Source organism: Pseudomyxococcus flavus (assembly GCF_050038885.1).
Taxonomy (GTDB): Bacteria; Myxococcota; Myxococcia; order Myxococcales; family Myxococcaceae; genus Myxococcus; species Myxococcus flavus.
Genome location: NZ_CP143624.1, coordinates 9,047,031 through 9,061,054, shown reverse-complemented (window position 1 = coordinate 9,061,054; position 14,024 = coordinate 9,047,031). Strand labels below are relative to the sequence as shown.

The window sequence follows — 14,024 nt, the reverse complement described above, 5'->3', positions numbered from 1 at the left end:
GGAGTCCGGTAAGCGCCGGGGCCTTGGGCTCGCCGCCCGGAGGTCCGTAGGTATCTCTGGTCGCCAGAACGGGGCCTTCCACCAAGCACTCGCTGCGAGAGCACATGGCATTCCGTGGGCTGTTCATTGGTATCGACCGATACGTCTCTCCGGACATCAACTGGCTGAGCTGCGCCCGGAGGGACGCAGCCGCTCTGCACGCGCTCTTTACCGACACGCTCGGTGGGAGTACGACGGTGCTGGCCGATGAGGACGCCACGCGCGCGGGCATCGAGGCGCAACTCGCGGAATTGACGACCTGCGGCCCCGAAGATGTCGTCGTCGTCAGCTACTCGGGGCACGGCGCGGAGACGCACGAGCTTGTTCCGTATGACACCGATGTGCATGACCTGGCGAACACGGCGATCCCGCTGGAGCGCATGGCGGACTGGTTCGCGCGGATCCCCGCACGCAGGCTCATCTTCATCCTGGACTGCTGCTTCTCGGGAGGTATGGGGGCAAAGGTTCTGCGTGTTGAGGGCGTCCCCCGGGCGATGCGCTCCGTGGACTCGAAGCTCAACCAACTCTCGGGCGAGGGGCGGCTCATCCTCACGGCGGCGAGCGCTACCGAGGAGGCGTACGAGAACCCGCGACTGCGGCACGGGTTCCTCACCTACTACCTTTTGCAGGCCCTTCAGGGCGCAGAGGAGGTGCAGTCGGGCGGGAAGGTTTCGGTCTACCGGCTGTTGGAGTACGTCACGCAGCGTGTGATTGATGCCGCGAAGCAGATCGGCCGGCAGCAGCACCCCACCATGCGCGGTACCCTGGATGGCGAGCTCACTTGGCCCATTTTCAAGCCGGGTGCCCTGTTCCATGCGGCATTCCCCGAGCGCGTGCGTGCCGAGGCGTCCCGCGATGTGGCAAGCCTCGCGGCCTTCGGTTTCCCCCCTGAGTTCCTGCATGCATGGGCGGAGGCCATCCCTGGGCTGAACCCCCTGCAACTCGCGGCCATCAATGAATTTGGGCTCCTGAATGGGGAGCATCTCGTGGTGTCGGCCCCCACCTCCTCGGGCAAGACGATGGTCGGAGAACTCGCTGCGCTGGGAGGCATCCTCGAACGGCGGCGCGCGCTCTTCCTACTTCCGCTCAAGGCGCTGGTTGGTGACAAGCTCCGCCACTTTGAGCAGCTCTACTCCCCGTTTGGGATCCGGACCATTGAGGCTACCGGCGAGACGGATGACATCACGCCCCTACTGCGCGGCCACTACGACATCGCACTGCTGACATACGAGAAGTTCGCCGCCCTCATTCTCTCCCATCCGCACGTGCTGGAGCAGGCGGGCACCATTGTCATCGACGAGGTCCAGATGCTCGCGGACTCGTCGCGCGGTGCGAACCTGGAGTTCATCCTGACGCTGGTGCTAATGCGGCGCAGGCACGGCATCGAACCGCAGCTCATCGCACTATCGGCCGTCATCGGGGGCACGCATGGCTTGGAGCGGTGGCTCGGAGCCCGGCTGCTCAAGCGCGTCGAGCGCCCTGTTCCCCTCGACGAGGGGTTGCTCCTGGCGGATGGCTCCTTCCGGTACATTGATGCCGACACCCACGAGGAGCGGCGGAGCGACCCGCTCGTCCACCGCCAGTTCGGGAAGGGCAGCAGCCAGGATTGGGTGATTCCGCTTGTGCGGAAGCTCGTCGGCGAGGGCAAGCAGGTCATCGTCTTCCGGGAGACCAAGGGAGAGGCGCGGGGCTGTGCCAAGTATCTCGCTGAGGCCCTTGGGCTACCTCCAGCCACCGATGCTCTTGCCCGGCTCCCTGCCGGCGACCCCTCGCAGGCCTCCCACGATCTGCGAGCGGTGCTCCAGAGGGGCGTGGCTTTCCACAATGCCGACCTCGATCGCTCCGAACGGCTGGTCGTCGAGCAGGCCTTCCGCGCCTCCGGTACACCACTGCGCGTACTCGCAGCGACGACGACGCTGGCCATGGGCGTGAACACCCCAGCGGAGGCCGTGGTGATTGTCGGACTGGAGCACCCAGGTCCGACTCCCTACTCGGTCGCCGAGTACAAAAACCTCGTGGGTCGAGCGGGGCGATTGGGGTACGCGCAGCGCGGCGTTTCCTATCTGCTTGCGCTCGACTACCGCCACGAGCACGACTTCTGGACGCGGTACGTCCTCGGAGCTCCGGAGGACGTGCTCTCCCGGTTCCTCGATCCCGCGACCGATGCCCGTTCCCTGGTTGTCCGCGTGCTCGCCGCCGCACGCCGGACTGGTAGCGAGGGGCTCGCGGACCAGGACATCATCGCGTTCCTAGAGAGCAGTTTCGGGGCATTCCAGCAGGTACAGCTCTCCGGCCAGTGGCGATGGAGCGCGGAGGATCTCCGCGCAGCGCTCGATGAGTTGGTGCAACACCGCCTGGCCGAGCTCGATGCCGAGGGGCGGTACAGGCTCACGCAGCTTGGCATTCTCGCAGGCGAAAGTGCGATGGAAGTTGCATCGGTTCTGAGGCTCGCCGGTGCGCTGGCGCCCCTCAATTCGGCTTCGGTGACCGACCCGGCTCTAATTGCTGCGGCTCAGCTGACGGCCGAACTCGATGCGCTCACCTTCCCCATCAACAAGAAGAGTACGCAAAAGGAGCCCCAGGTCTGGCAGTTCGAGCTACAGAAGCAGACCGTCCCTGCGTCGCTGCTGGTGGCGCTTCGAAACACGGCGCGCGATGTGCTGCATGGGGCACTCCGCGCAAAGAAGGCCGTCGCTTGCCTCCTCTTCGTTTCGGGCCGGGCCATGGACGAGGTCGAGCGGGTGCTGACCCAGTTCGGCGGCGCGGACGGGGCGGCTGGACCGGTGCGCCAAGTTGCCGCGCGCACGTGCGACGTGCTGCCCACCGTGGCGCGCATCGCAGAGTTGCTGCACCCCGGCCTCGACCTGGGTGCCCGACTCTCCCGCCTTCTCATTCGGCTGGACCTGGGAATCCCGTCAGAGGCTGTCGAGCTTGGTCGGCATGCCGGGAACGGGCTCGCCCGGGGTGACTACCGACGGCTGCTGGCGGCCAAGCTTGGCGAGCCGGCGCAGATCCGTGCTGCTCAGGACGAGGACCTGTTGAACTGCCTTGGGAACGACGTCGCGAAGGTCTCCTTGGTTCGAGAGGCCGCAGAGGCGGCGGAGCATGACCGGCAGCGCGCTGCGGCGGTGCTCCCCATCTTGGAGCCCTACCGCGAGTAGCGCCCACCGAGCTACTTCACGACGTGCAGACGGACGACGTGACATGCTCCCGCACGGGCATCGACAGGCTGGGCTTGAAGTTGCCCCGGTTTCGCGGAGTCCCACTCGCTGTGCGAAAAGGACCCCCTCAATGCCGGCGGGTGGTCCCCATCGCGTCACGCTCGGCTCCCTCAAGCAGGCTGTCGATGCGGACCCGGCGCCGCCGCTGGACGCGGTGCTGCTGGAGGAGAGCCGTGCGCACCTCAATGAGCTCGACACGCTCCCGCGTCTGGTCTTGTGCATGCAGTTTTTGCGCTGGTTGAGAGACACTCCGCCAATGATTGTCGAGGTGTATCTCTTCGCCCGGAGCGCCACCGAAGCCACTCATGCGCTTGGCCGCCAGGCGCTGCTTCCCCTCCGGCTGTCCTTGATTGACGGACTGCTGGCCTTGGACCCGGACCCCGATGAACAGGCCGACCTGCGCTTCCGGCGTGGCAATACCCTCCTCACCCTCGCACACGATAAGCCGGAGCTGTACGACGCCGCGCTACAGGACCTGTGGGCCGCCGTCGAGCTTGGCCGCGCGTCGGGGCACGCCCTTGCGGAGATCAATGCGGAGTGCGTGCTAGCGCGAGCCGAGCTCCTCACCACGCGCCCGGGCCGGTCCGTTTCACCCGACGCACTCTCCGAGAGGGTCGCCCGGCTCGAAGCCTTGCTCCCGCGGGCAGAGCCGCTGGACATGGCGGACCGCGTACACGACATCGTGGGCGATCTGGAGGTCAAGCGCATCGAGCAGGGGCATCCGGAGGCGCTGACCCAGGCCATCCACCATGGGCGTCGGGCCGCCGACCTCGCGCGAGAGCCCTGGGTGAAGTCCTTCCGCCTGGCTTCGCTAGCGGAGCTCTTGCTCCTGCATGGCACCCCCGAGGACAAGAACAGTGCCATCCCCCTGGCCCGGGAGGCCGTGGCCACGCTGCCCCCGGATGCCGGCGATCTCCACGCCGTACCGGCCCATGCCGCCCTGGGCCATGCGCTCCTCAGCCATGGCCAGGCTGCCGAGGCCATGGAGCACCTCCAGTTCGCGCTTGAGTTGCTGGCCCGCCAGGGACCCAGCCCCAACCGCAACCTCATCCGCATTCGCTTGGCGAAATCCCTGCTGGAGCAGGAGCGGCTGGACGACGCCCGCCATCACTTCGAGCTGGCCCTCGCGGATGCGCGGAACAGCGGTGACCAGACCGCGCTGGGCGAGGCCACGCGGTATCTCGTCCTGCTCGACCGGCAGGGTGGGCAGGACGAGCGCGCCCGGCAGCGGCTCGTCGAGGCCGAGGCGGAGCTGGCTGGCACCGCCGACCAGACCGCGCTCACCCTGGAGCGGCTCCGGCCTCGAGCCGGAGCGCCCCTCCCCACCGAACTCGTCGAGTACATCCGCCGCTACCTCGCGGGCCAGCTCGCCACCAATGCGGAGTCCGATCAGATCCTCCAGGCCGTGGTGGGCCACCATGTCCGCCAGCTCCCGCCGGACATCCGCCAGGAGCTCCTGCGGCGGGGAGAGCGCATTGCCCAGGACGCGCTGGTCCGGGCTCGGCTCCTGGCGTTCGAGAAGCGAGAGCAGGAGTCCATTGAGTTGCTGCGCGGCTTCCTGGCCAGGGAGCAGGAGCCGGATGCCCGGCTGGACGCGGCCATCCTGCTGCTGGCGTTGCTGCCCGTGGAGGGCCGCGAGGAGCTGCTGCGCTGGTGCAACGAGGTCGAGCCGCTGCTGGAGGGCTCCCGCGACAACATCTATAGCCGCTCGGCGCTGGCTGAGGCGCTCTGGCGGTGCGGACGCGAGGAGCCTGGGCTGCTCGAGCGGGCCTTGCGTCATGCGGAGGCGGGAGCCGCGGAGCCTGACGCCGAGCCCGAGGCGCTGGTGCGCAACCTGCGCCTCCGCGCTCGGATCCGCCTCGATCAGGTCTCGGGGCGGGCGCTGGAGTCCTCCACGGAGCAGCAGGATCTGGCCGCATGGTTCACGAGCGAGCTCCCACTTCCCGCGGAGGAGCTCTCTGGCTACCGGTGCCATATCGTGCGCTGCCTGCTCGCCACGGGCCCGCTGACCCATCCCGGGACGCCTGCGCTGGCCGAGCACTTGCTCGCGCTAGTTTCTCCTGGCGATATGGCCCGAGCGCTGCGCACCCGGCTGGAATGGATTCGAACCAGCCTCGCGTCGCCCCGGTCTCCTCCCGCCCCGCCTGTGGGCCTGCCCGAGGAGCTCCGGTCGGCGTTCGATACGGTACCCGGCTGGGTCGTGGCGCTCGCCCAAGGTCACTTTCCACCGGCGGGCAGTGTCCCCCCGAAAGAGGCGCTGGGCATGACCCTGGCCGTGGCCGAGGCCCGACCCGACCGCGCCGAGGCCGTACTGGAGTGGATCTTCACCGGGCATGACGACCCCCAGCTCCTCGCCCTGCTGTCGGATGAGGTTGCTCAGAGCCCGGGTGGCTCCGGCCAGGGGCTGTTGGCGCGGGTGGAGAAGGTCGCCGCCAGCACGCCGTCGTTCCCGCTCTTGAGGCTACGCGTCACCGTCCGCCGCAAGCTGGCCGTGTCCGGCGACATGGCTTCCTACGAGCGTGCCGTGGATGAACTGCTGGCCTTCGCGCGAGCGCCCGAGGAGCGGGTCGAGGCGAAGATTCTCAAGGGCATCGAGCGCATGGATGCCAATGTGTACGAGGCCGCGCGCCAAGTCCTCGGCGAGGCCCTTGAGGAGGCCCGCAGCCTCGGGTGGAGTGGCGGGAAGCTGTTCTCCCTGCTGGTGTCTTCGGGCAATGCTTGGCGCAAGGGGGATGCGCCAGACCTCCAGAAAGCCCTGACGCTGTATGCCGAGGCGGAAGCCGTGGGAAGTCCCATCCCGCATGAGTCCGCCAGGCTGTGGAAGGTGAAGGCGGATGCACTGCTCGAGCGGGAGGGTGAGGGCGATGTGGCGGCGGCGCTGGCGCTCCTGGAGAAATCCCTGGAGGTGCGCGACAAGGGCTTCCTCCGGGCCGAGGCGCTGCTGTCAGCCGCCAAGGCCGAGCAGGCCCTGCCGGGCCGGGAGCCGTCGGTCCGGCTGGGCCGCGCCCTCGACAGGCTCGATGAGGCCGCGCGCCACGCGGACGGGTCCCTGCTGCTCAATGTCGCCAGCACCCAGCTCCAGGTGCTGGCCCGGCTCGTCCGCCTCCAGTCCGGCAATCGTGAACTGACGAGGCGCATCGAGGAGCTGGGGCGGCGTCATCCCGAGCTGGCGGACGCCGCCAGGCGTGCCATCCGGGGCGTGCCGGGGATCGTGCCCGAAGATGTCGCCAGCGCGGTGATGACCCTCATGCGCCATCCCGCGGGCAGGGCCTGCATGCAGGGTCTCTTTCGACTGAGCGCACCGGACCTGGACATGGCGGAGCGGATGGCCCGCGGCACGGGGAGGGACCCCAGCGAGGTTCGCCAGCGCCTCGAAGAGGAGCACCAGCGGGAAGACCGCTCGCCCCGAGGGATTCGCGCGTTCGCGGACCAGCTCGCACAGGACCGAGATCCGCAGGCCCTCCCGGGCATTGCCGTGGCGCGGGCTCGCCTGCTGGCGCACGTCGCCGAGCATGGACAGGCCCAGCGGGAGGAAGTCGAGCGCGTGGCCCTGGAGGCCGAGCGGCTCGTCCGGCAGATGTCAGCGCCCGAGGTCGGGCGATTCCTGCTGCTCGAGTTGTCCCATGTGTGGGCGCCGGAGAACCATTACAGCCATCCCGTCCGCGACTTCCGACGGGCGGCGGAGCTGGCTCGCGAGGTGATGGAGGCGAGTGCCCCGGGCGAAGTGACGGCCCGCTCGGCCTTGCAGTCCCTGGCCCGCGCCACGCGCTACCGCACGGATGGCGACATCACCGCGCACCTTCAGGAGGCGGAGCTGCTCTACACGCGCTGCGTCCGCGAGTACGAGGCAGCGGGCGAGAGTGACGTGGCAGCCCACCTGCGGATGAACCTCGCCGAGTTGCGTGCCGATCGCCGCACGGGGACGCACCTGGAGGACCTGCAGGCTGGAATCGACGCGGCCCGGGAGCGGCTGTCGGCAATCCGCTCACCCGCCCAGCAGGCCAAGGCCCTGCTGAATCTGGCGGTGCCCCTGACCATGCTGGGCTCGCGCCTGCCCCCACCGCGAGGCGTGGAGCTGCTTCGCGAGGCCCGGGAGCACTTCGCGAAGATCGACCGCTCCCGGCTGACCGAGTCCGACCGGTACAGCGCGGACAACTACCGGACCGTCTGCCTGGCGGACCTGGCCGAGCGCACGGGCAATCATGAGGAGGCCATCTACCTGTGGCGACAGCGCTTGGAGTCGCTGGGGCCCACGGTGCCGGAAGAGGTCTGGGCCTACACGGCCCATAACCTGGCCGACATGCTGCTGCGGGTGCGGGCCGGGTCCTCGCTCGTTCAGGTGCTGGAAGGGCTGGACCTCTCCGAGAAGATCCTCCAGATCCGCACCCTGGAGCGAGATGCCACCCACCACTGGGAGACCTGCGAGAACATCGGCAGGGCCGTGGCCGTGCTGCTCTCGCCCCGAGACAGAGGCCTTGCCCTGTCCACTACACTCTCCCGGACGCTGTGGGAGCAGGGCCTGAAGGCCCTGCGCGGTGCGCTCGCGGCCGCGCGGCGGAGGGGCAGCCACGAGCGGCTCATGCAGTCGGCGGTGACGCTCCTGGAGCTGGCCTGCTCGGCGCCGTCGCTGGACGCGCTCGAGGCCGCGGCGGGGGAGGGGTGGAGCGCGCTCGATGAGGCCCGGCCCTACCTGCTGCTAGACGAGAGCGCGGGTGCCGTGGAGGCGGGCCTGGGAGTCAAGGTGGCCGGCGTCCTGGCGGACCGGCTCTCCGAAGGCAGCCTCGTGGGAGTGGCGGAGGGGCTGGGCTTCGTGCTCTCGGGGGAGCGGGCGGAGCGCGTCCTTCGATGGATGGTGAGGGCCGCTGGCGCGGCGCAGCGGCGGCTCGCGGGCCGCACCACGCGCCCGGCGGGGGCCTCCCATGCCAACTGGGTGCAGTGGCTCGCGGCCATCCGCGGCGGGGACGGGCGCACCCTGGAGCATGCGCTGGATGCCTTGCGCCGCGAGGCCCCCACGTTCCTCCGGGGTGAGCCGGAGCTCGAGGGGACCTGTCGCTGGCTGCGTTCCCGCCCCGGGGCCGCGGTGGTGGCCGTGCTGGGGGACGAGCAGGAGCTGCTCGCCGCCGTCCTCACGCATGATGGACAGGACCGCGTGCTCGTCGCGCGGCTCGACGCGGGCGCGCCCCCGTGCGACGAGTCCACCGTGGCCCGCGGTCTCACGGCGGAAGGCCCGAGTGAGGAGTACCTAGCCCTGCTGGAGTGGGCGCGACGGCACGTCACTGGCCCGCTGCGAGGGCTGCTGCCGGCGAATCCCTCCCAGCTTCTCTGGGTGCCCACAGGCGCGCTGCGGGTGCTGGCGCCCTCGGACGTCTGGCCCTCCGTCCCCGTCACGTGCGCCGTCAGGCTCGACCTGGAGACGCGGCCCGCGCCCGCGCGGCCCCGGCGCACGCTGCTGGCCGTGGCCGACCCGGGCCCCGGTACGCCTCAGTCCATTCCCAACTCCATCGAGATGGGAGCGCTGCTGGCGCGCATGGCCGAGGAACTGGGGCCCTTGCGCGTGCGTATGAGCCGGGGCGCCGCCTGCGGCCAGGCTCTGGGTATTCCATGTCCGGATCTGGTGGAGGGACCCGCTTCCCCCGACGACATCCTCCGCGAGCTCGCCGAGGCCGATGTGGCGATGCTGCTGTGCCACGGCGAAGTCGATGGTCCCCGGCAGGCCCGGCTGCTCCTGGTGGATGGTACCGGTTCCTTGGTGCCTCTGGGCATGGAGCGCCTCGCGGAGGACCCCCGGCGCGTGGCTGGCTCCACGGTCGTCCTGCTCTCATGCCAGACGGGGCGGGTAGGGGACTGGATTCATCAAGCCGCGGGTCTGGCCGGTGCACTGCTGGCGGGAGGTGTCCGGAGCGTGATTGCTCCCCTCTGGCCCGTGCTGCTCGAACCGGCCCTCGCGGTGGGCAACGCCGTGCTGCGCACCCTCGCGAGCGGGGAGCAGCTGTCCGTGGAACTCGGGCGCCTACAGGCCCCGGAGACCGGGCCTGCCCTGGGACGCCGGAGCAGGGCCCAGCGCGAGCAGGAGCAGGCGTGGTCGATCAGGGCGTTCGTCCACTGGATGGGCTGAGTAGCACCTCCGTCAGCCGGGCGTCGGCAGGGCCCGCCTTCAGGAGTTGCTCGAGCGGTGCGAACGCGGGCAGCGAGGGCGCGGCGAGGGCGATGAGGAGCGCGGGGACCTCCGACTCCTCCAGGCGCCACCCATCGAAGACCCAGCGCTCCCCGACGCGGCGATAGTCCTCGCCCTCGTGGAGGGACTCGCCACGCGGGTGCAGGGCGTCGACGATGAAGAGGCGGAGCCGCCAGTCGTGCGGGCAGACCCCCTCCACATGCACGTCGAAGGCAGGGGCGGCATGGCCTAGGACCACCTGGGGCGCCAGCTGGACATGGGTCATGCCGAAGCGCTCCACCAACTCCGCGGCGCCGCGGCCAAGGAGCGCCCTGGCTTCGTCGATGCGCCCGATCCAGGTCTGGAGCACCTCCGGCAGGCGGACGGCTGGCACCCGGGAGGCGGCCGTGAGCACAGACTGCCAGAACGCGCTAGCCGCGCCGCCCGAGGCGCTCAGGCGCTGGCGGGCCAGTTCGTCGAAGCCGGCCAACGCGGGAGGCCAGCGTGAAGCGAGTCGGGAGACCTCCGAGAGGATGTGCTGGACGTGCTTCTCGAAGCCGAGCACCTCCGCCACCACCAGCACATCTTCCAGGGCCAGCAGCCGGTCCTGTGCCTCCTCCGGAAGCCCGGCCTCCAGAGACGACTTGAGCCCGGTGAGCAGGGGCGTCACGCGGAGCTCCTCCTCCAGCAGCGCCACGAGCCGCGGCCGGTATTCCTCCAGCAGCCTCTCGGCCTCTTGGAGCGGGGTCGCCACCTCCGGCTCCCCAGCGGAGAGCGCCCGGCCATGGCCGATGGCCCAGCTCAGGGCCCAGGCCTCCGCCGGCTGGGTAGGAGGGCACTGGCGGGCCACCGCGAGTGCTCGGAGCACCTCGGCCTTCCAGGTTCCCGGGCTGGACATGGTGCGCACCCCTCTTCCCCACCGCTGGTAGGCGACCTGAAAGTACTCCTCGTCGGTTCCGGTGCTGCTCTTCAGCGGTAGGTCCGGGCGGAACGCTGTCAGCACGGAGGTGGGCGGGGCCAGCCCTACCGAGATGAGGACGCCACGGGGCGTACAGCACAGCAGGCGCTGGGAATCGTACTGCCTGCCGGTGAGTGTGCCCTCGTGGGCGAGTTCTCGAAGGTAGGCGGGGCCGTAGTAGCCGTTATGGTGCCGCCCGAGCAGTGCGAGGCAGGAGCGTGCCACCTCGGGGAGCTGTTTCCGCTCTTCTCCCGGTGGCGGTGGGCAGGCGCACTGCTCGGCTTCGTGACGGAGCACCCGGATGTCCATGCCCACCAGCTCGTCCCAGCGCTCGGCCGGATTGTAGAGATGCTGCCAGGTGTGCGTGGCACGGCTGCTGTTCTGGATGGGGTGCACCTGTCCCCAGGGGGACAGGTGGATAGGTTGGAGCATGTTTCTTCCTAGGGGAGAGGGAAGGAAGTGCCTTCGGGGCAGGCAAGGTCGAGCAGCAGTTTCGCGACGCCCTCGAAGGCCGGGCGCTCCACCGCCCGGCCCCACTCGGCCAACCTCTCTACGTCGACGGGCGGCAACACCTTACTTGGCTGCTCGCGCAGGTCGAAACAGGAGGGTTTCCGGGTCTGTTTCGTAATGACCCCAGCCCGCCTTCTCGGCCTCCTCCATCAGTTCGCGAGCGATCTTCATGGAAGGCAATCGAGCCTGCCCACGTGCGCCTTGAAGACTGCCGTCGGGTCTGCGCCAGATGAACCGGTATCCTTCCTCCTTTTTCCCATCCGTGTAGACGTAGCGGCAGCGCTGAAAACACAGAGTCCATTCGTGGTTCTCCGGCTTCGCCTGCACCTCATCCAGCACCGTCACCCGCCCGTTTACGCCGACGGCTCTACCTTCCTCACTCATCGTCCACTCCATAGTCAGGTATCGGCATGCGACACGCCCACATGTGCATCACATGGGTTGTACATGTGTAACTGATCAGCGGCTGATCGGCAAGTGCAGGCAATGGGGTAGTTGAAGGCGGCTCGTGTTGGGTAATTTGTTGGGTAATTCGAGCCGTCACCGGAAGCCAAGGAGGGCCAAAAGAGGCCATCTTCCGTAGTGATTGTGGCTAGTTACGATGGACGCCCGAGGGAACTCCACTCATTCGTAATCAGTAGGTCCCCAGTTCAAATCTGGGTGTCGGCTCCAAGATGAAAGAAGGCCGGTTGCGCAAGCAGCCGGCCTTCTTCGTTTTCGCTGTCAGAGCGCGCGTCAAAGCGGTGCTCGGGGCTCCCGGATGCACCAGCCCGCTCTCTTGTCCGGTGCATTCGTGCGCGGCAGGGCGAACCTTCCATGCACGGCCTTGGAGCCCACTCGCGGGCCGGGGCGGAAGGAGCGGACATGGCGGATGCGAGCGAGATTCGGAGCGGACAGGCCTCGGGCGGGCTGCTGGACAAGACGTTGGACGTCGGTCGCAAGCTGCTCCGCGGGGAGGCGAGCAGGACGGGGCAGGTGCTACGCGATGAGGCGCGCGACATGTCTTCCAGCGCGGCGCTGCTGGGAGGGGCCGGGCTGCTGGCGATCGGCGGGGTCTCGGCCTTGACGCTCTCCCTGGCCAAGGTGTTGCTGGCGCATCCGGGCCGCGCGGCCCTGCTGGGGGTGGGGCTGGTGGGCGGAGCCGCAGGGCTGGCGCTCGTCGGCTTGCAGTGCCTTCCGAGGCACCCGCTGGCCACCGTGGAAGAGCAGGTGCGCCGGGACCTGGACAAGGTGGACCGGGCGCTCACGTGAGCGCGGTGCTCGCCGTGCCTCGATTCCCTTCCAGTCGGTCCAGCACCGCCGTGCTCAGGGCGGCGTGCTGTCACCGCGTGGCGGAGGTGCTCGACGCGGCGACACCCGTCAATGCCGCGTGGCGCTCCCTTCCTCGCGGAAGAGGAACGTCACCTTGCCATTGGGCTCGAGGAAGGCCGCGTGCACGGCATGCAGGTCGTTGCGGCCATGGGCGCGCAGCTGACTGAGCAGTTCATTGCGAGAGATGCGCGACTTGCGCAGGTTGCCATGCAGCAGACTGCCTTCGCGTATCAGCTCCATCGGCTGGCCTTCCAGCACCCCTGCCGCGCGGCGGCTGCGGAACGCCAGCCATGAGAAGAATCGGTCCCACGCCCCCATGGTGGCCAGCGCGATGAAGCCCGTGGTGAGGCTGTCGTCGTTGGCCACGATGGTCATCCGCAGGCACACCGTGAGGAGGAAGAGCAGGGCCAGGTCGAAGCTGGCGTAGCGCCCCAGCTCCTTGCGTCCAATCAATCGCAATACGAACTGGACGAAGAGGAACACGAGCGAGACGCGGATGATGACCTCCAGGGGATGAAGGTCCGGAACCCAGAGGCCGTGCCAGTCGATGGGCTTCATGGAGGAAAGCTGCCCACGCGAGCTCCCTCCGGCCCGCGCGAGAGGGGCCTCCAGGGGATCCCCGAGTGGCCCGGCGTAGGAGCGGGCAAGGCCCTTCGCTGGAGATGAGGACACGGACAGCCCCAGGGGAGGGGACGACATGCGGGGAGAGGCCATGCGCCAGAGGCATCGCGAGGCGGTTCCCATCGAGCGCTGCGAGGTTCAGGCGTACGAGATACCGACGGACGCGCCAGAGGCGGACGGCACCGCCGAGTGGACGCGCACGACGCTCGTGGTGGTGGAGCTGACGGCCGAAGGCACGCGAGGGCTCGGCTATACGTACGCGGATGCGTCGGCGGCGGGCCTCATCCACCGCACGCTCATTCCGTTGCTTCAGGGGCACGATGTGATGGACGTGCCGGCGCGGATGCTGTCGTTGCTGAGACGGGTGCGCAACACGGGGCGGCCGGGGCTGGTGGCCATGGCGCTCTCCGCGGTGGACGTGGCGTTGTGGGACACGAAGGCGCGGCTGCTGGACCTGCCGCTCGTGCGGCTGCTGGGCGCCGTGAGGAAGTCGGCGCCCGTCTACGGCAGCGGGGGCTTCACCTCGTACCCCATCGAGCGGCTCCAGGCCCAGCTCTCCGGGTGGGTGGAGCAGGGGATTCCACGGGTGAAGATGAAGGTGGGCACCCATCCCGATGCAGACCCGGTGAGGGTGGAGGCAGCGCGGCGAGCCATCGGGACTCAGGCGGGGCTCCTCGTGGATGGCAACGGCGCGTACACGGTGCCGCAGGCGCTGTCGTTCGCCGAGCGCTTCGCGGAGCAGGGCGTCTCATGGTTCGAGGAGCCCGTCTCCAGTGATGACCTGGAGGGGCTCCACCGCCTGCGTGCCCGCATCCCCGCCGGCATGGCCGTGGCCGCGGGCGAGTATGGGGACAGCAGCTTCTACTTCCGACGCATGCTGGAGGCGGGCGCGGTGGATGTGCTCCAGGCGGATGCCACGCGCTGCCTGGGCATCAGCGGGTTCCTCCAGGCGGACGCGCTGTGCGACGCCTACGGCGTGCCTCTCTCGGCGCACTGTGCTCCCGCGCTCCACACCCACGTGGCGTGCGCGGCGCGGCGGCTGGTGCACCTCGAGTACTTCCATGACCATGCTCGTCTGGAGCGGATGCTCTTCGATGGCGTGCCTCCAGTCAGGCAGGGGGCGCTCGCGCCGGACCTGTCGCGCCCGGGCCTGGGGCTGGAGTTGAAGCGGGCGGATGCGGCGCGCTACGCGGCGGGCACTTCGTCCTGA

General features: G+C 69.2%; 7 protein-coding genes. 4 read left to right on the top strand and 3 right to left on the bottom strand.

Translation table 11 applies throughout. The features are described 5' to 3' along the window. Positions 1 to 104: 104 nt before the first annotated feature. The gene (locus VZL07_RS37345; RefSeq protein WP_426752740.1) at positions 105 to 3,200 is read left to right on the top strand and encodes a DEAD/DEAH box helicase; all 3,096 of its coding nucleotides are present in this window, start codon (positions 105 to 107) and stop codon (positions 3,198 to 3,200) included. A 130-nt stretch (positions 3,201 to 3,330) separates the two neighbouring features. Continuing rightward, complete coding sequence (locus VZL07_RS37340; RefSeq protein WP_426752739.1) at positions 3,331 to 9,375, top strand: hypothetical protein; 6,045 nt, start codon at positions 3,331 to 3,333, stop codon at positions 9,373 to 9,375. Here VZL07_RS37340 and VZL07_RS37335 read toward each other — a convergent pair. After that, positions 9,347 to 10,804, bottom strand: coding sequence for a hypothetical protein (locus VZL07_RS37335; protein ID WP_426752738.1), 1,458 nt, complete (start codon positions 10,802 to 10,804; stop codon positions 9,347 to 9,349). The two genes, VZL07_RS37340 and VZL07_RS37335, sit on opposite strands and share 29 nt — an antisense overlap. 141 nt (positions 10,805 to 10,945) lie before the next feature. Next, complete coding sequence (locus VZL07_RS37330) at positions 10,946 to 11,266, bottom strand: hypothetical protein (protein ID WP_426752737.1); 321 nt, start codon at positions 11,264 to 11,266, stop codon at positions 10,946 to 10,948. A 480-nt stretch (positions 11,267 to 11,746) separates the two neighbouring features. On the opposite strand from VZL07_RS37330, the gene VZL07_RS37325 reads away from it, so the two are divergent. Further along, a complete protein-coding gene (locus VZL07_RS37325; protein WP_426752736.1) occupies positions 11,747 to 12,133 on the top strand; it encodes a phage holin family protein in 387 nt (128 codons plus the stop codon). A gap of 108 nt (positions 12,134 to 12,241) precedes the next feature. On the opposite strand, the gene VZL07_RS37320 is transcribed toward VZL07_RS37325, so the two are convergent. Next, positions 12,242 to 12,751: a DUF421 domain-containing protein gene (locus VZL07_RS37320; RefSeq protein ID WP_426752735.1), complete on the bottom strand. Its 510-nt coding sequence runs from the start codon at positions 12,749 to 12,751 to the stop codon at positions 12,242 to 12,244. 154 nt (positions 12,752 to 12,905) lie between these two features. On the opposite strand from VZL07_RS37320, the gene VZL07_RS37315 reads away from it, so the two are divergent. Next, entirely contained in the window at positions 12,906 to 14,024 is a 1,119-nt protein-coding gene (locus tag VZL07_RS37315) for an enolase C-terminal domain-like protein (protein WP_426752734.1), read from the top strand.